Annotated in this window: 12 protein-coding genes; 7 read left to right on the forward strand and 5 right to left on the reverse strand. The window is 54.5% G+C overall.

The features are described from left to right. Positions 1–103 precede the first annotated feature (103 nt). A complete protein-coding gene (locus tag FYC48_RS19165) occupies positions 104–1,489 on the reverse strand; it encodes a Gfo/Idh/MocA family protein (protein WP_235034329.1) in 1,386 nt (461 codons plus the stop codon). Positions 1,490–2,271: 782 nt separating this feature from the next. Here FYC48_RS19165 and FYC48_RS19170 point away from each other — a divergent pair. From FYC48_RS19170 to cheB, 6 genes are all read left to right on the forward strand, one after another. Further along, the gene (locus FYC48_RS19170) at positions 2,272–3,342 is read left to right on the forward strand and encodes a TIGR00266 family protein (RefSeq protein WP_235034330.1); all 1,071 of its coding nucleotides are present in this window, start codon (positions 2,272–2,274) and stop codon (positions 3,340–3,342) included. 616 nt (positions 3,343–3,958) lie between these two features. Beyond that, complete coding sequence (locus tag FYC48_RS19175; protein WP_149498404.1) at positions 3,959–6,319, forward strand: chemotaxis protein CheA; 2,361 nt, start codon at positions 3,959–3,961, stop codon at positions 6,317–6,319. Positions 6,320–6,493: 174 nt separating this feature from the next. Further along, positions 6,494–7,846 (forward strand): methyl-accepting chemotaxis protein, encoded by a 1,353-nt coding sequence (locus tag FYC48_RS28725; RefSeq protein ID WP_149498405.1) that lies wholly within the window; start codon positions 6,494–6,496, stop codon positions 7,844–7,846. A gap of 287 nt (positions 7,847–8,133) precedes the next feature. After that, a complete protein-coding gene (locus FYC48_RS19185) occupies positions 8,134–9,438 on the forward strand; it encodes a methyl-accepting chemotaxis protein (RefSeq protein ID WP_149498406.1) in 1,305 nt (434 codons plus the stop codon). A gap of 62 nt (positions 9,439–9,500) precedes the next feature. Next, entirely contained in the window at positions 9,501–10,427 is a 927-nt protein-coding gene (locus tag FYC48_RS19190; RefSeq protein WP_149498407.1) for an HDOD domain-containing protein, read from the forward strand. Beyond that, a complete protein-coding gene (gene cheB / locus FYC48_RS19195) occupies positions 10,424–11,548 on the forward strand; it encodes a chemotaxis-specific protein-glutamate methyltransferase CheB (RefSeq protein ID WP_149498408.1) in 1,125 nt (374 codons plus the stop codon). The genes FYC48_RS19190 and cheB overlap by 4 nt, the downstream gene beginning before the upstream one ends. 16 nt (positions 11,549–11,564) lie before the next feature. Here the strand turns inward: cheB and FYC48_RS19200 are convergent, their stop codons facing one another. Continuing rightward, positions 11,565–12,482, reverse strand: coding sequence for a Vgb family protein (locus FYC48_RS19200; protein ID WP_200836644.1), 918 nt, complete (start codon positions 12,480–12,482; stop codon positions 11,565–11,567). A 128-nt stretch (positions 12,483–12,610) separates the two neighbouring features. Here FYC48_RS19200 and FYC48_RS19205 point away from each other — a divergent pair, with 128 nt between their 5' ends. After that, a complete protein-coding gene (locus FYC48_RS19205) occupies positions 12,611–14,026 on the forward strand; it encodes a DUF6666 family protein (protein ID WP_149498409.1) in 1,416 nt (471 codons plus the stop codon). A gap of 4 nt (positions 14,027–14,030) precedes the next feature. Here FYC48_RS19205 and FYC48_RS19210 read toward each other — a convergent pair whose 3' ends face one another. Genes FYC48_RS19210 through FYC48_RS19220 form a run of 3 tightly spaced genes read right to left on the reverse strand, consistent with a single transcriptional unit; the run spans position 14,031 to position 17,292 of the window. Further along, positions 14,031–15,074 (reverse strand): AAA family ATPase, encoded by a 1,044-nt coding sequence (locus FYC48_RS19210; protein ID WP_390622147.1) that lies wholly within the window; start codon positions 15,072–15,074, stop codon positions 14,031–14,033. After that, the gene (locus FYC48_RS19215; RefSeq protein WP_149498410.1) at positions 15,071–16,576 is read right to left on the reverse strand and encodes a hypothetical protein; all 1,506 of its coding nucleotides are present in this window, start codon (positions 16,574–16,576) and stop codon (positions 15,071–15,073) included. Before FYC48_RS19215 ends, FYC48_RS19210 begins: the two co-directional genes overlap by 4 nt. Beyond that, a complete protein-coding gene (locus FYC48_RS19220; protein WP_149498411.1) occupies positions 16,573–17,292 on the reverse strand; it encodes a DUF4129 domain-containing protein in 720 nt (239 codons plus the stop codon). The genes FYC48_RS19215 and FYC48_RS19220 overlap by 4 nt, the downstream gene beginning before the upstream one ends. Positions 17,293–17,325 lie beyond the last annotated feature (33 nt).

Consider the following 17,325-nt stretch of genomic DNA (forward strand, 5'->3'; position numbering starts at 1 on the left):
TCAGACGTGACAGCCGGACGACGCCGGTCAACGTCGTTCGGCTAAGCCAAAAATCGGATCGGAACCCAGCACTTGGCAGAATTTCTTGGCGCAATCGACCGTGTTACGACATGTCGATTTCGTAACCACTTCGGTAGGGACGCGAGAGGAAGCTGTTCGCTTGTTCGTCGCCGACGATTTGCTCTTTCTGGTCGTCCCATTTCAGCTCACGTCCAAGGCGGGCGCAGATGCCTGCCAAGTGACAAACATTCAACATTTGCATGTGCGAATGAACGTCACTGATCGGCTCCTTGCCTTCGCGGGAGCAGTGCAAGAAGTTTGCCCAGTGCGCCTGCCGTTCGTTTCGCTCCATCGGCAAATTTTTGTAGACCTTGGCGATCGCGTCTTCGGGGAGTGGATTGTCGGCAAGCTCTTCGACAGGCTTTCCGGCAAGGCGGCCACGGCTGACAAAGATCCGCCCCTTGTCACCTGTAATCAACACACCATTGTCGGTGTCGCTGCGGATGATCATGCGGGTGTCACCGGGGTATTGAACGTCAAACTTGAATGACGTCGCGGTGTTATAGCGATCGTTCTGTACCGGATAACCGTCTTTGAATTCGACGGGATGTTCGGTCGTACCGCTGATCGAAAGCGGGCCGGCCGTCTGGCCATTGAGCTTTAAAGCCCAGCTGCAGATATCCACATGGTGTGCACCCCAGTCGGTCAGTTTGCCACCGCTGTACTCGTACCACCAGCGAAACTCGTAGTGCCCGTTAGTTTTGCCGCGACCGCGATTGTTTTGATCGGTCAGCAAACGGTAGTCAGCTTTGGGAGCGGGGCCGAGCCAGCGGTCCCAATCCAGTGCGGGATCGGGCGTAGCGACCGGAATGGACGGACTGGTCGGGGCTCCACCGATTGCCGCTTGGACTTCGCGAATGCGTCCCAGACGACCTTCGGCGACAATCGCCATCGCTTTGACGAACAAGTGAAACGTGCTGCGTTGTTGTGTCCCAACTTGGACGATCCGGCCGGTTTCCTTTTGCACGCGACGAATCTGCTTGCCTTCGTCGATCGTCAGCGTCAACGGTTTTTCACAGTAGACGTCTTTGCCTGCCAGCATCGCTTCGATCAACGGTTTGGTGTGCCAGTGATCCGGTGTCGCGATATGAACGACATCAATGTCTTTGCGATCAAGGATTTCGCGATAGTCGCTACATTCAAACGCCTTGCCTTTGCTTAGCGATTCGTTCGTCTTTTTGACTCGGCGTTCGTCGACGTCGCAAACCGCGACGACGTCAAGCCAATCTTTCGCCGAACGCATGTTTCCGTTGCCCATACCTCCGGCACCGATCATCCCGATCGAGATTCGATCATTTTTACTGCGTGTTTCGTCCGCCAACGTTTTGGGGGAACTGAAAAAGTAGGGGCTGGCCACGGCCGCCGACGCCGCTGCGGTGGCTTTCAGGAACCGGCGACGTTGGTTTGGGAGTGAAGAGTTTTGGTTCATCATGTTCAGGGTAGGCGTTCGAATGGAAGTTTCGAATAAGAAAGGAATGGCGGCGTCTGATCGCTAGGATGTCCTGCGAGCGGGAGTACGCTGTTGGCCAGTCGCCACTATGTGGAGGGATGCCAAAGTCGGTCGTATTGGAAAGACAACGTCCCATGACCGGGACGCGACGGCATCGACTACACCGGTAACAGTTTAGTCGATCGACGGTTGCCTGGGCTGTAGCCGATTGGCAACAATTGTCGCTTACTTCATGATAATTCGCGCCTGTTTGTCCGGGAAACGCCGCCTCACACAGGAATACGGGGGCGGAACAATGGGGCTCGGCGATGCGAACACGCTTGGGGCAAGCACGCACAGGGTGACGCTTGCCAAGGGCGACGGCTTACCGGTGACCAACCCAAACTTCATGGTGGGGTGCGGGCCGAAGTCAGTGTCGAGCCGCCTTTTCAAGAAGGCGACATGATCAGTTACCGCTGGCATTTCTGCCTTGCCGATGACTTCGTTTCCGATTCAGCGTGACGATTGCACGGATGTGCGAGTGAACATTCGATGGTCACAAGGGGAGCAAGGGGCGATGACAATTTATCTGGGCAAAAGAGCGGAGCCAGTGTTTACTGCTCGTGGGCCCAACATGAACAACGATAGCCAACACTGTCTCAACGTGAGGATGTATCGCCATCTCGCCATCAAGACTGAAAATACGATCTTGATAGACGACATCCAAGTCGAAGCTGTCACAGAAAATTAAGTCAACCTACCTTCTAAAGGAAAAACTGATCATGGAATTTAACTGCCCGATGTGCGGGAAGCATTATCAAGCCGGTGATGACTTGGCTGGGAAGATGGTCAACTGCCGGACCTGCGGACATGCATTCCCGGTTCCTCGTTTGACATCGAACGGAGGAACATCGACGGGCGAAGATCCGTTCGCAAACGAAAGTTTAGCATCGGGAGTCGATTCAACCACCAACAGCGACGACCGGTTTGCGGCCGGCGAAGTACAGGTCACTTCCGCACCCGTCACGATGCGTGGTGGCCAATCGTCCGATGGCGTCGCGCGAACGAGCGACGAGATTGATTACGAGATCTTTGGTCACGAAACCCAGTACGTCGAAATCACGCTTGATCCAGGCGAGCAAACAATCGCAGAAGCGGGCGCGTTGATGTACATGACGAGCGGGATCGAAATGGCAACCGTGTTCGGTGATCCCTCCAAACAGGACTCGAGTCTGTTCGGGAAAGTACTTTCGGCGGGCAAGCGGGCACTCACCGGCGAAGCACTCTTCATGACCACGTTCACAAATCAATCGAACGCTCGCGCTCAGGTTGCGTTCGGTGCACCCTACCCAGGTCGTTGTATCCCGCTGCACCTCGATCAGCTCGGAGGCGAGGTGATTTGCCAAAAGGATGCGTTTCTTTGCGGTGCCCGTGGCATCACCGTCGACATCGCATTTCAGAAAAAAATTGGCGCGGGATTATTTGGTGGTGAAGGTTTCATCATGCAACGCCTCCGAGGTGACGGTATCGGTGTCATCCATGCCGGTGGAACGATGATGTATCGCGAACTCGATGCCGGAGAAACCATTCGGCTTGATACCGGTTGTTTGGTCGCAATGGGGCCGACCGTAAATTATGACGTCGAATTCGTCGGTGGGTTGAAGAACGCATTCTTCGGTGGTGAAGGCCTGTTTTTGGCAACCGTTCGTGGTCCCGGCCCGGTGTGGCTGCAGTCGCTACCGTTCTCGAGATTCGCGGGACGCTTGGCCGCCGCGATTCCTTCAGGAGGCAATACGCGCAAGGGTGAAGGCAGTTTGTTGGGCGGATTCGGTGAAATGTTTATGGGTGACTAGCACTTTGTTCCTGTTGAAAAACAGGGACAAGTCATCGGCCGACGGGCGTCAGTCCCGGCTAATGCGCGGTAACCGTGGCTAACGCCAATCGGCTAATTCGAATTTCAGATGTCGATGAAGCACCCACGCGCTTTCTCGACCAACTGTTCGGTTTCGAGTCACCAGCCGACGGGCATTAGCCCCGGTTATTGCATCGAGACCGTGGCTAAAGCCATTCGAATCCAACCAAAGCAATAACGAAAGTCAAACGCGGATGCGGCATTAGCGTCGATCATCGGCGTTCGCTGGATGAACGCCGACTACCCAGCAATTTGGGATTGGTTCGCCGTTCCGGACATTCAATCGTGTTGAGGGATCTCCGACATCAAACCGAAGCAATCCGCTTTCGCCGCTTACCCCATTGGATCGAACCTGGCAAATTGAATCTGTCCAATTGAAAGGGAGTTCCCCTAAAGTCTGACGTTCCCAGATGCGAAAACAATCGGCCAGGTAGTGGCATCCTATCGTTCTCTGTAATCGAAGCCGAATCCTGTACCCAGCGATTCGCTAACTAGAGACAAAGACTACGGATCTAAACACCGCGGTCTTTGATACAACGAGAACGGGAACCGAAGTTGTGGACGGACTTGATGATGACATCGTCAAAGAGTTTCTAGTCGAAAGCTACGAAAGCCTTGACCAACTCGACAGTGATCTCCTGGCCCTCGAAGATGAGCCAGACAATCGAGATCGTCTAGCGAGTATCTTTCGAACGATCCACACGATTAAAGGCACATCGGGTTTCCTCGCACTTCCGAAACTTGAGAAAGTCGCGCACGTCGGCGAGAACTTGCTCGTTCCACTTCGCGATGGCGCGTTCCAGCTCAATAATCATATTGCCGATGGATTGCTCGGAATGGTCGACGCCATCCGGACCATCCTCAGCAATCTTGAAGAATGCGGTATCGAAGGCGATGCCGATTACGCGGCACTGATCGAACAGCTACAGCAGTTACTGCAAACACAAGGAGACATCGGTGGTGGTGGACCGGACTCGATCGATCAAGTCGACCAAGGGACCGCGCCTTCTGAGTCGGCCGACGAACCGGCGCCGGTTGCACAGCCATCCGGTGAGGCGACAGCGCCAAGTCACAACGAAGCTGCTACTGAACCCGTCGCAACTCAAACTTCTCCTCCGGTAGCCGACAACAATGGTCTTCCGGCTACCGAGCCGACCGCGTCTCCGCCGCCGGCTGCTTCACCTAGCAAGGTCACTGCGAACAAGCCCGCCGCTAGCAGCCAGGCTAAGTCGTCTGACGGTGAAAAGGCAAAGTCGGTTGCCGATTCGACCGTGCGAATCGACGTCGACTTGCTAGACAAGTTGATGAATTTGGTCGGCGAGTTGGTCTTGGCGCGAAACCAAATCTTAAGAATTTGCGAGAAGTCGAAAGATTCCAATATCCTCGCCGCGTCGCAACGCTTGAACCTGATCACGACGGAACTTCAAGAAGGCGTGATGAAGACGCGGATGCAACCGATTCGGCATGCTTGGAGCAAACTCCCACGCGTCGTCCGGGACCTGGCGACGGCATGTAAGAAAAAGGTCGCCGTGCAGATGGAAGGTGCTGATACGGAACTCGACAAAACCATTCTCGAAGCGATCAAAGATCCGCTAACTCACATCGTCCGTAACTCGGTCGACCACGGAATCGAGTCTCCGGATGTTCGAGTTGAAAATGGAAAGGCGGCCGAGGGAATCCTGCTGCTAAGAGCGTTCCATGAAGGCGGCCAAGTGATCATCGAAATCTGTGATGACGGCGGCGGAATTCGTGCCGACCGGGTCCGTGACAAAGCAATTGAAAAAGGCTTGATCACCGCCGAGCAAGCTGAGTTGATGGGCGAGCGTGAGCTGATCAACCTGATCTTGCTACCCGGATTTTCGACCGCGCAAACGGTCACGAACGTTTCCGGCCGTGGCGTTGGAATGGATGTCGTCAAGACAAACATCGAACGGATCGGTGGCACCTTGGAAATCAAGAGCGCTGCGGGTGAAGGCACCACGCTGCGTATCAAGATTCCGCTGACGTTGGCGATCGTCCCGGCGCTCATCACCGAGACGGCAGGCGAAGCCTATGCGATCCCACAGGTCAGTTTACTTGAACTGGTGCGTTTGGACTGCGACCTTGACAAATGTGAAATCGAGTTCATCCATGATGTTCCGGTGTATCGTCTACGAGGGAATCTGCTTCCACTCGTCTTTCTCGATGAACTGTTGGGACTGCGTCCACCACGTGGCCGGAACGACTACAACGAAAGCGTCAACATCATTGTGTTGCAAGCCGAGGATCGCCAGTTCGGCTTGGTGGTCGACTCGGTCATCGACAGCCAAGAAATTGTTGTCAAGCCACTTGGCGGTCACCTGGAAAACATCGCCTGTTACGCCGGTGCGACGATCATGGGCGACGGTATGGTCGCTCTAATTCTGGATGTCTTGGGGGTCGCTCAGCGAAGCAACATCCTGTCCGAGCACCGTGACCGCGTACCAAGAAATAGTGAATCGGATGGTCTGGAAGGAACATCAGAATCCGAATTGATGCTTTTAGTTGAGTCGCAGGAAGGAAATCGGTCGGCGATTAAGTTGTCCACCGTCGCACGTCTCGAAAAGTTCCAAGCGAGCCAGATCGAACATAGTGGGAATGATCAAGTCATTCAGTATCGTGGTGAAATCATGCCGTTGGTGCAGCTCGGCAGCGGATACGGTGGCGTCGCCGGTGACGAAAGCGGTTTGATCAACGCGGTCGTGTATTCGGCCGGACCGAAGCACATTGGAATCGTCGTGCAGAACATTGTCGACGTTGTCAATGTACCGACTGCGATGGTCAGTGACCCTAATCAGGGCCAGTGCATTATTCGTGACCGAGTGACCGAAGTCATCGACCTCGATCAAGTCGTCTCTCACGTCGCACCGCAAGGATTCAGCAGTGCCGCGTTTGCCTAGCCGAGCAGCGTTACCTCAGGAAGGAAACACCGTTACCGCATTGTCACGTTTACCCTCAGGTAAATCATATAACCGCTCACGCTCCGGTCATGTCGCACGGCAGCGAACTGACGGCGTGTCGCGCGGATTTCAATTTTACACTTGCCGGATATCAATCCGTTTCGAGTCTGATCGATGAGTTTTATCAGTCGCCTCTCACCGAAGACACGTGTCCTGATGCTAGGAGTCGTTCTCCCAGCATTTTTGGCAGTTGTGTTGGCATGGATGTACTACAACGACGCGAAATCGAAGGCAGTTCAGCACTGCATCGAAAAAGGCTTGTCGCTGTGCGTCTCTGCCGAAGCGACCAGAAACTACATGCAAGCACAATGGGACGATGGGATCTATAACACGGAAATGCTGCGTGACTTAAAAGAACGTGGCGAAGACGAGAAGCTTCTTTCGACGTTGCCGATCATTGCCGCATTCAATTCGATCAACCACGTCGCCGACAAAGGTGAGTTTTCTTATTCGATTCCTGCGCTCCGGCCTCGTAATCGTGACCACGCCGCAACTGAATTTCAACTCGAAGCACTGTCGGAACTGAAAGCAACCGGGGCCGACCAGCTCGTCCGCATCAATGACGAAACGAACACGGCCCATCTATTTCGGCCGATTCGTCTGGATCAGAGCTGTTTGATTTGCCATGGCGATCCGGCAACGTCTGAGACACTTTGGGGGAACAGTACCGGAACCGATGTGACCGGTTATCCGATGGAGGGCATGAAGAAAGGGGAGATGTACGGTGCGTTTGAAATCGTGCAATCTTTGGAGCCGGCCCAACAGGCGGCGGCGGCAGCGCTCGCGAAAGCTTCGATCGCCGTCATCGTCATGCTTGCCGTGAGCTCCGTGTTTTCACAGCTCGTTCTGCGCTCGATTCGTGATGATCAAAGCAAAAAAGCATCGGAAATCGGATCGGCCGTTGGAACGGAGGTCGCGAACGACACCGCGAAAATCGCCTCGTCGATCGAAGAATTTTCCATGAACGTCGGTAACATTGCTGACTATGCCAGGCATGCGTCTGACAATGCGAAGCATGTCGTTTCATTAGTGGAGTCAACGCATACGCAAAGCCAAGCGCTGGACACAAGCACGCGTGAAATTGGCAGCGTCGTCCAACTGATCGAATCGATCGCCGAACAAACAAATTTACTCGCGCTCAACGCGACCATCGAAGCGGCGCGAGCCGGTGAAGTTGGAAAGGGATTCGCCGTAGTCGCCGGGGAAGTCAAAGGCCTTGCCCAGCAAACCGCCGATGCGACCGGTGTCATAACCGAGAAAATCGAGTCCGTTCAACATACCGCAATACGACTACTGGCGGACATCAAGCAAGTCCAAGAAACCATCAGCAGTATCGACTCGAATCAAGACGCCATTTCTCAAGCGGTTTCGCAACAGCAGGATGCAACGACGGAAATTAGTCAGAGTATTCATCGAGTTTTGCAATCTAGCCAAACGTTGGCTGACAGGTTGAAGCTAAATGATTGATCAGAATGATCGGAAATCAGACTGTTCTTGCCAAATAGGTAAGAATCGCATTTGGAAAAGACAACGCGACGCCGTGACCCGGTCGTCAGTAATCTCGAGCGACGTTGGATTCAAGCCGATCCGACAATCGACCCTCGTGGCTTGCGAGCCAACTGCGATCGGTGTAGGTGATGTAATTCGCCTGATTCAGACTTGGCAACGATCGGCAAAGTGTCGCCCGACACTGATGTCTTCGGAACGCAGTTTCCGAGTACGCTCTTAACCAGACAACCCGCAGAAAAGCAGAAATGATGAAGCGTTCGAAAAAAGTAGGGCATCTTCGCCTCTACATCATTGCGATTCCAATCATCTGTCTGGTTGGAATGTTAATCCAGACGACTCTGTTTGCGTTGCAAAACTCTCAACTCGTTTCTAGCAATGCGGCGACGAATTTGAGCGGTCACCAACGCTTTCTGAACCTCTTGCATACCCAGCAAATCCTGGGATCAGAACGTGCCGCATCCACCGATGCGAACGGAACCTACGAGAGAATGGTCAACGCGATTTCAACGTTACGCAACGGCGGCGACAACGAATTTGGGACGATCGCCCCGGCAAACGCGATGGTCGCTGAATCACTGGACCATTCTCTGGCTGCAATCGAGCATAAAAAAAAGATTGCCGAAGAGTATCTCGCGGCCAAGAAGCGGAACGATATTCAGGCTACCGAAAACCTGCAAACGTTGCTGGTTCAGCAATCCGGTGATGCACACCAAGCCGCGAATACTGTCGTTTCGACGATCGACGAGCAAATTCAATTGCTTTCGCACGCCCAATTTCTTCAATGTATCGTCGGGGCAATCGTCATCACTCTGGGGTGCTTCGGTGTCAGTTTGTATTGCTCACGGAAAGCATGTGGTGTCTTGGCACAAGCATCCGAGTCGATCGGGTCCACTGGCGATGTCGCACAAAATGTCAGTTCAAGTGCGGAGGCATTGCGTGGGGCAGTCGCACAGTTTGAGACGAGCATCCAAGAAATCGCGCGGAATGCGACCGGCGCCGCAAGTGTTGCCAGGAACGCGGTCGATGCGGCCCGATCGACTACCGACACGATCACCCGCTTGGGACGCAGCAGTACTGAAATCGGAGAAATGATTCGCGTCATTAACTCGATCGCCGAGCAAACGAATCTATTGGCATTGAACGCGACGATCGAAGCCGCACGGGCCGGAGAAGCTGGAAAAGGGTTTGCCGTCGTTGCGAATGAAGTGAAGGAGCTGGCCGCGCAAACAGGTACGGCAACCGAAGACATCGTCCGCCGGATCGAAGCGATTCAGGGTGACACGATGGAGGCAACAGACGCGATCGATCTCGTTAGCGACATTATCTCTCAAATCAATGAGAGCCAAAACGCGATCGCGGGTGCGGTCGAAGAACAGACCGCTATGACCGCGGAAATTTCCAACAACGTTGCCGATCTGGCCGACGGCAATAGTGTGATCGCCAACACCGTCATGTCACTCAATCAGTTGTTACGAAGCGAAGTTGATCGTGACAAGAATGGAGAGTTTGTCGGGTCGGCGTCGTCATTGAAACGTAAATATCAACTTTAGGTGATACCTTTGAGGAAAAGGATCACCTCGTAATCCGTGCCCCTAAAATTCGGGATGGCAAAATGGATTCAACACACTTGCAAATCGAAACACCCCCGGAAAGACTGCGTTTATTGCTTGACGGACGCCGCGGTGAAACGTTGAAGCTTCCCGCCGCGGCATGTGAAGCGTTGGAAATCGCCGAAGACCCGGAGTGCCGACCCGAGCAGCTGGCTTGTGTCATTTCGCATGACCCCATGTTGGCGGCCGACACACTCGCCATCGCCAATTCCGCGGCTTTCGCCCAAGGACGCACGCTTGCTTCGTTGCACCAAGCGATCGTACGGATCGGGATTCGTCAGTGTAAGAATTTGATCATCGCGTCAAGTTCGGCAGGGATGATGAAACGTTTGCCGCTGGAACAGGTATGGGTTCGAGATCTGCTCCTGCAACATAGTTTTGCGACCGCGTCCGCTGCCGGACATCTCAACCAGTTGCTCGGGTTGCGGTTCGAAGGAGAGGAATTTACCGCGGGGCTGTTACATGATCTTGGCCGTCTGATTTTCGCCCTCGTGGATCCGAAAAATTTCGAAGAAGCAGACCTCTTGGATTTTATCGAGCCGGGGCAGTTGCTCGAGCGTGAACGGCAATTCTTCCGTACGGACCATTGTCACATGGGGGCGTGGTTTGCTCAGCAGCAAAAACTTCCGCGTGCGCTGGTCGAATCGATCCTGCTGCATCACAACCCCTCCGCAGCGTGTAATCATCACCGCTTAGTCGCCATTACTGCGGCCGCAGACCACATAGCGAATCACATCCAGCGATTCAACGAAGCGGTGAGCTATGAACCTGAAGGCAACGTTGCGATTAAGGTCCTCGAAGAACTCGAGGGCCGACCGTTTACGGAATCGTTCGACAACGTTGCGCACGAGGTGATTACGAAAACGCAAGCTGATTTAGAGATGAGTTGTAGACACCAATGTAGTTCGGAGCCGGAGTGCCACTCATGACTCAAGCCATTCGCGTGATGGTTTGCGATGACTCTTCGATGATGCGCCGACTATTGGTTTCAACGCTCAACAGCACGGCTGACATTAAAGTGGTGACCGAAGCGGTTCATGGGAAAGATGCGCTGATGAAGCTTCCCGGGACTCGTCCTGACATTGTGATCATGGACGTGGGGATGCCCGTGATGGACGGCATCGAAACCGTTCGCGAGATTCGCAAGGTTGATCGACAACTGCCGATCATCATGTTCAGCGCTCTCACACAAGACGGCACCGAAGCGACATCGGACGCGATCTCTGCGGGCGCAAATGAGTTCGCGACCAAGCCCGTCGAAGCGGGACATATCTCGCAAGCCGTCGCGCAACTTAAGGAAGACTTGCTACCGAAGATTTATCGACTTGTCCCCAGCAAGGCCCCCGTCGCGTGCGGTCCCAACGGATTGCCCGTCGGTGCGACCGTCATGCGATCTCCCGGCGCATTGGCTGCACCAGCAAACGCAAATGTAGTTGCAACGCCACCGGTATCCAGTCGGCCGCCGGCCAATACGGCACGGATCGAAGTGATTGGAATCGGTGTGTCGACCGGTGGGCCGAAGGCACTCGCAAGTGTCGTTGCGAAGCTACCACAGAAACTACGAGTGCCAATTTTTATTGTTCAGCACATGCCGGCATCGTTCACGGCGCTACTCGCCGAACGACTTGCCGCCGAACAAGGGCATTCGGTTGTCGAGGCCAGCCATGATCGAATCATCGAACCGGGACAGATCGTCATCGCACCCGGAGGATTCCATATGGTCGTTACGCGACAGGGAAAGAACATTGTCACCAAACTGAATCGTGATCCGCCCATCCACTCTTGTCGGCCTGCGGTGGATCCAATGTTTCGCTCTCTCGCCCACACATTTGGCGAAAACTGTTTGGGGGTAATCCTGACTGGGATGGGCATTGACGGCACCGAAGGCGCGCGAGCATTGCGCGAGCGAGGTTGCACCATCATCGCGCAAGATAAAGCGACCAGCGTTGTCTGGGGAATGCCCGGCAGCGTCGTCCAACAAGGGCTTGCCGATGTTGTGCTGCCGATCGACAAGATCCCCTTGGAAATCGATCGCCTGCTTTCACGATGACACGGACACACGTGTCCTAAAGAGTCGGCTCGACCGCTTTCGTCTTTCGATCCAAACGAAACACTTGTTTGCTCCGCGGATCGGCCACATAAACGGCTTCATCATCAGCCGTGATTCCGACCGGACCTTGCAGCGGTTCGCCTTCAAACCACTTTTCGGTTTTACCGTCTGCTGTGAATCGCCAGATTGATTTTCCATAGCCGTCGGTGACAAACCCTTCTTCACCGGCCCAAACGAGTCCATTGGGAAACTGATACGGACGATCTCCGACGACGGTGACGGCTTCACCAGATTTTACGTCGATTTTGATGACCGCGTCGGCATCCGGTGTGATCGCCCAAAGTGCACCATCGGCATCAAATGAAAGTCCACGTGCGTTGACGCGAGCAACGAGTTCAGGCTTTCCTCCGGCGATCGGTAAACGGAAGACGGCCCGTCGCTCAGCATCTCCGACATAGATCGATTCGCCCGCGCTATCAACCGCCAAGGCCATCGGGATACCTAGGTAGCCGCCGTTGAGGGCGACGAGTTTCACGCCGGTCTCTTTCGCGTGGTAGATCTCGCGGGTCGCCGAATCGCCAATCAATAATCCACCGTCGGGATGGGGGACAACACACCAAGGGCGGTTCATCGGTCGACGCAGCAGCTTGGTGCCTGGCGTGAAGACCGACTTTGCGTCCTCCTTCCCAAGCGTTTGAGTCCAGATCCCGGGAAGATCCAAGTCAACCACGAACAGTTGGTTGTCTCGGATCGAGACCGCTCGGGGATAATTCACCTCCGCACCCTCGGCCTCGATCGGCGAGGGGATTTCGACGGGCTTTGCCGTGTACCGAGATTGATCGGGGGCAGGCGACTCCTGCGATTCTTGGCCGATCACCGTATGACTGGGCAGCATCAAACCGACCGCCAGCAGAAACGCAGCGAAGGAGTACATGGAGGTAGCGGATGGGGAAGTCGTACCGGTTGCGCAAAGTTTTCTAATGATCACGATTCTGAATGCCGAAAAGTAACACCGTAAGTGTAAATCAATTGCCGTCCCTCCCTGCGGAAAGATTTCAGAACATGATAACGTCAACGCCCCCATCTTCGCCGGGACAGGGCGAGCAAAATTTTCCTTCGGCCCGGTTTTTCACCGCCCACGGCCTTCTCGTTCTTCTGGCAGGCGTGTTTTTCTGGCATGCGTTTGGCCCATCCACTCATGCCGCCCCACCGGTGGCACGGTTGGCGGAAGATGTGTTTGACGACGACCGAATTGATGTTTCACACGCGACACCGGTCTCCGGGGTGGTGAAATCCAGTACCAAACCGATGCGGCAGGTCCGGCACGAATCAACCTCCGGCGGATACGAGCACTTCCGCCCAGGGCAGATCGTCGCCACCAGTCACGTGTTCGAATCGACTTGTGGATGTGATTCCGTTTGTGATTGTCCGGTCGGCGATGTGCGTGGACCGTCCTGTGGACTTGAACCCGGCTGTGGACTCGAAGCGAGCTGCGGTCTTGAGGCTTCTTGCGGGGTGGAATCCTGGATCGAACCGGGATGCGGCGCCGAAGGGTGCTTCGACGGCGGTTGCGACGGATGCTGCGATGGCTACACCCCAGGGTGCGACTGCAATGTCTGTGGCGGAGGGACACGCGGCTTTCTTGACGGGATGTTTCCTCGATTGTCGGTACCGTGGAATCGGATGGAACTGTTCGCGGGAGTCGCGGGGTTCACCGGTCCGATGAACTATGCCGATGTCAGTACAGGCGACCAACGCGGTAGCGGCAGCTTCGGTTTTTACGAGGGATTCAATAAAGGCGTCCCGTTGGGATTCTTCGGTAGTGACATGTCCTATCAAACGGGCGTTCGTTTTCTTCAAGCGAATCTATCGGGAGCTGACTTTACGGACGAATCGCGAAAGCAAATTTTTGTCACCAGCGGATTGTTTCGTCGTGTTGACTGGGGGCTGCAATACGGTGTGGTGGTCGACTATTTGTACGAGGACTGGTATTTCCGAAGCAACCTGATGCAACTCCGTGGCGAGCTGTCTTGGAAGACCCAACGTTGTGACGTCCTGGGGTTCAAGTTTGCGACCGGATTGAAGGACGACGATGACTTGACCAGCGTCATCGATTCCTCGGGTAACACCATTAGCAATAACATTGCATTCGATTCGGTCAATCAATATCGGTTCTTCTATCGACAGATGCTCTCCGAGTTCGGTGCGATCGAAGGCGGCTTGGGGTGGACCGATGACGAAGATTTCATCTTAAACTTGGATGTTGGCTTGCCGGTCCATCGCAATGTGACTTGGGACACGTCGGCGACTTACTACATTCCCGACGAGGCAGCCGCCTCGCCCGATTTCATGCAAGAGGGCTGGAACCTTTCGATCGGATTCACCTTCCGTCCCGGTGGTTCAAAGGCCGGGCGTTGGTACTCGCGACCGTTGATGAATGTCGCCGACAACGGATCGATGATCGTTGATCGTCAGTAAGGCGTTAGTCCCGTGGGACTTCGATGCCTCGGATCATCGCTTGCAGTTCATCGTCGACGTCGCGGCCTTCAATTTCGGCTTCGGCAGTCAGTTGAACGCGGTGGCGAAGGGCTGGCACCGCGACTTCGACCACGTCATCGGGGATCGCATAATCGCGACCGTTGAACCCGGCGAGCGTTCGAGCACATTGCATCAACGCCAAACCGGCCCGCGGTGAAGCACCGATATGAAACGCCGGCCAGGAACGCGTTGCGCGAACGATCTTGTTGATGTAATCGACCAACGTTTCTTCGACGTTCACGGTTCCGCATAACTGGATGCAACTCATCACCGTTTCCGGATCGGTGACTTTTCGAATCTCATTTTCCAATCGCGAGTTCAGGCTGACTTGTTTGCTGTGCAGTTTCAGAATTTCTGCTTCTTGTGCCTCGGTTGGATAATCGACTTTTAGCTTGAACATAAAGCGGTCCAATTGAGCTTCTGGCAAGTTGTACGTGCCTTCGCTCTCGAGCGGATTCTGTGTTGCCATCACCAAAAACGGCTGCGGAACGGTGTGACTCGTTCCATCAATGGTGACCCGATATTCCTGCATGATTTCCAAAAGTGCCGCGTGCGTTTTCGCAGGCGACCGGTTGATTTCATCCGCCAACAATAGCTGTGTAAAAACCGGGCCGGGGCGAAATCGGAATTCGCTTTTCTGCATGTCGAATACCGGTGCCCCGGTGATGTCCGATGGCATCAAATCGGCGGTAAATTGAATGCGACCGAACTCACAACCCAAGATCCGCCCTAGCGTTCGCACGAACAATGTTTTGCCAAGTCCTGGAACGGATTCGATCAAAACGTGTCCGCCGGAAAACAATGCGGTCAACGTGCCGAGTACCAGTTCTTCTTGACCGACATACAGTTTCGCGACTTCGCCGGAGATCGCGGAAAAGAGTTTTTCGACCGGCGCGAAGCGTTCACTTTTTTCACGAAACGACGGCGTGGTTTGCTGCGGTGTAGTTGCCGAATCGATAGGTTGGCTACCTTGCGATGAATCTGTCAACGTTGTTCCTCAGGGCGATTGGTTTGTTCGATGGCTTCGGATCGATCAGCAACGGAATCGTCGTCGAGTTCGATAGCGTCCGAATGATTCGCTTGCGATTGTGGGGGCAAGTTAGCGGGTGACTGTGGGCGTCCCGTGGGGGCAGAGGATGCCGACGGAGACACCGTATGGTCGACCGGTTCGTTGACTACCCAGGGGCCATGTGTTTCGCCTCGAACCCGTCTCATGTATTCGCTAATCCGTTTGCGTGCGAATGCTTCGCCGCCTCGCCGGTACATCAGCGTCGCGACGGCGTCGAGGTGGTCACCAAAGTGCGTCAGTGTCCCACGGTCAACTTTTGCCGGGCGTCCGAAAATGGGAAACAGCATCAGGCAAAAAACAATCCCGATCACCGCCGCATGAAACGTGACTAGGACCAACGGAAATTGCGTCAACGACTCCGCTCCGGTTGCCCGCGGGATTTCATCGACACGTGAACTGACCGGTAGCCCATCCGAGGCGGTCACGAAGCCAACCTGCGGTAGGTTGCCGTTGTCGGTCAGCCTATCCTGTTCGTCGATCGCTTCTCCATCGATCGCAATTTGTTTGCATTGCTCGATCAATCGTTCGGCTAAGTGACGGTTGGAGGGTTTCGTCAATCCGTAGTTCGTTAGAAGTGAACCACTGGCGACCACGAAGACCTGCGAGTGATGCCAATTGTCCGCGGTGAGCTGTGCCAAAACCGTTTCACCTTTGGCGGTTTCAACGAGCGATGAGAACTGAAGCCCTGCCTTCTTGGGTTGGGGGGGCGAAGCGACGGTTTGATTGGTGCTGAGTCCTTGACTTGTCGTGACGTTGACGGTTTGCGAGGCCGTCTGGTTGCTTGCTTCGGGAAGTGATTCGATGACCCATTCCTGTTTGACCGGTTGATTGTCGCCTTCATCTGCGACCCAACTCAGATTGGAGGTGGTGTCTTTCCCGTCGCTGACGACCGTTTGCTGCACACGAGGCGTCGCCACGAACCAGCCCCCGACGATGACCGGGGAATGAAAGTACTGTGCACGATGTTCGTCGATCAAACTTTCGCCAAGCTTGCGGCGATACTCCAGCCGTTGATCGGGAGCGGCTTGTGAACGAAGTTGCCGAAAATAATCCGATCTGCTGCCACTATCGGGGATTACATAGACCAACGTTCGGCCACCCTGCTGGAGCCAGCGGTCCATCCAACGCACCGTCTTTTGATCAACCGCCATCAGTTCCGAAGGCGTCCAAATGATCGACGTGACCTTTCGAGTTCGTTCGGTTAGCCGCGTGATTCCACGGCTATCAAATCCGGCATGGTCGAAGGAATCGCGAAACGTTGTAAAGCCATTGATACTCTGGCGAGCATAATAGCCTTCGTTGGCACCATACTGCGTCACCAAGTCCGATCCACATCCGGTCAATAAGGACAGCATCACGACGGCGAGGTACGACCGAACGTTGGGCCATCGTACCTGTATGAGGCATTGCCAAGAACTCATGGATGACCTCCATGTTCAATGGCGGATTGCTCCATCGATTGATTTTGCTGCCACAGTTGAACGAAGACCTCTCGCGAAAGACTGTGACGACCAAAGTACGAATGTTCAAATGCATCCGCCGTTTGCCTCAGCCACATCGCACAATCGGCGTCGTTGGATCGTGTTTCGCGGACATACGTTCCATTGGTTTTCCCTCGTGCTAGACGCAAAAGCCCCTGCTTGTCCAGAAGCAATAGTTGATGTCCGAGCAGCAAGATGATCGCCTGATCATATTTTCCGTCAAGCATCAGACGTTCGCATTCGGTCCGCAAATTAACATCGGTCCGGCGAAGTTCAGGTGGGAGATGTTTGATCCGTTCCAACGTTTGTTGGTCAGGCAGGCGTCCATTCGCACCGGACGAATCATGCGAAACGTCACCGGATAGTTTCATTTCGGCACGCCCGACGGCATAGACGATGACGCCCACGATGACGATTACAACGGTCGCTAAAATCACCCATCCGAATAGATTCGCAACTGAATAGCCTGAACCGAACAGGCCCGAATTTGATGGCGGTGTGTTAGTTGTTGTCGCCGAATTCGTTGCCGACTTTGCAATCGATTTTGGTTTGGGCAACCAGCGACTTTCGCGATTGGTTGAGTCGTCTTTCCGCGGTGAGACATCGATCGGTATAAGTTTATGTTGCTCGGCGTCATACCATGGGACGGTCGACATCGATTCGATCACCGGTGAGGACGTCTGGCCTGT

Origin of the sequence: Roseiconus lacunae (assembly GCF_008312935.1) — a bacterium.
GTDB classification, from domain to species: Bacteria; Planctomycetota; Planctomycetia; order Pirellulales; family Pirellulaceae; genus Stieleria; species Stieleria lacunae.

What these genes read in the sequence shown, in the direction of transcription:
- FYC48_RS19165 (WP_235034329.1), bottom strand. Translation starts at nt 1,489, where the DNA reads ATGAACCAAAACTCTTCACTCCCAAACCAACGTCGCCGGTTCCTGAAA.
- FYC48_RS19170 (WP_235034330.1), top strand. Translation starts at nt 2,272, where the DNA reads ATGGAATTTAACTGCCCGATGTGCGGGAAGCATTATCAAGCCGGTGAT.
- FYC48_RS28725 (WP_149498405.1), top strand. Translation starts at nt 6,494, where the DNA reads ATGAGTTTTATCAGTCGCCTCTCACCGAAGACACGTGTCCTGATGCTA.
- FYC48_RS19185 (WP_149498406.1), top strand. Translation starts at nt 8,134, where the DNA reads ATGATGAAGCGTTCGAAAAAAGTAGGGCATCTTCGCCTCTACATCATT.
- FYC48_RS19190 (WP_149498407.1), top strand. Translation starts at nt 9,501, where the DNA reads ATGGATTCAACACACTTGCAAATCGAAACACCCCCGGAAAGACTGCGT.
- cheB (WP_149498408.1), top strand. Translation starts at nt 10,424, where the DNA reads ATGACTCAAGCCATTCGCGTGATGGTTTGCGATGACTCTTCGATGATG.
- FYC48_RS19200 (WP_200836644.1), bottom strand. Translation starts at nt 12,482, where the DNA reads ATGTACTCCTTCGCTGCGTTTCTGCTGGCGGTCGGTTTGATGCTGCCC.
- FYC48_RS19205 (WP_149498409.1), top strand. Translation starts at nt 12,611, where the DNA reads ATGATAACGTCAACGCCCCCATCTTCGCCGGGACAGGGCGAGCAAAAT.
- FYC48_RS19215 (WP_149498410.1), bottom strand. Translation starts at nt 16,576, where the DNA reads ATGAGTTCTTGGCAATGCCTCATACAGGTACGATGGCCCAACGTTCGG.
- FYC48_RS19220 (WP_149498411.1), bottom strand. Translation starts at nt 17,292, where the DNA reads ATGTCGACCGTCCCATGGTATGACGCCGAGCAACATAAACTTATACCG.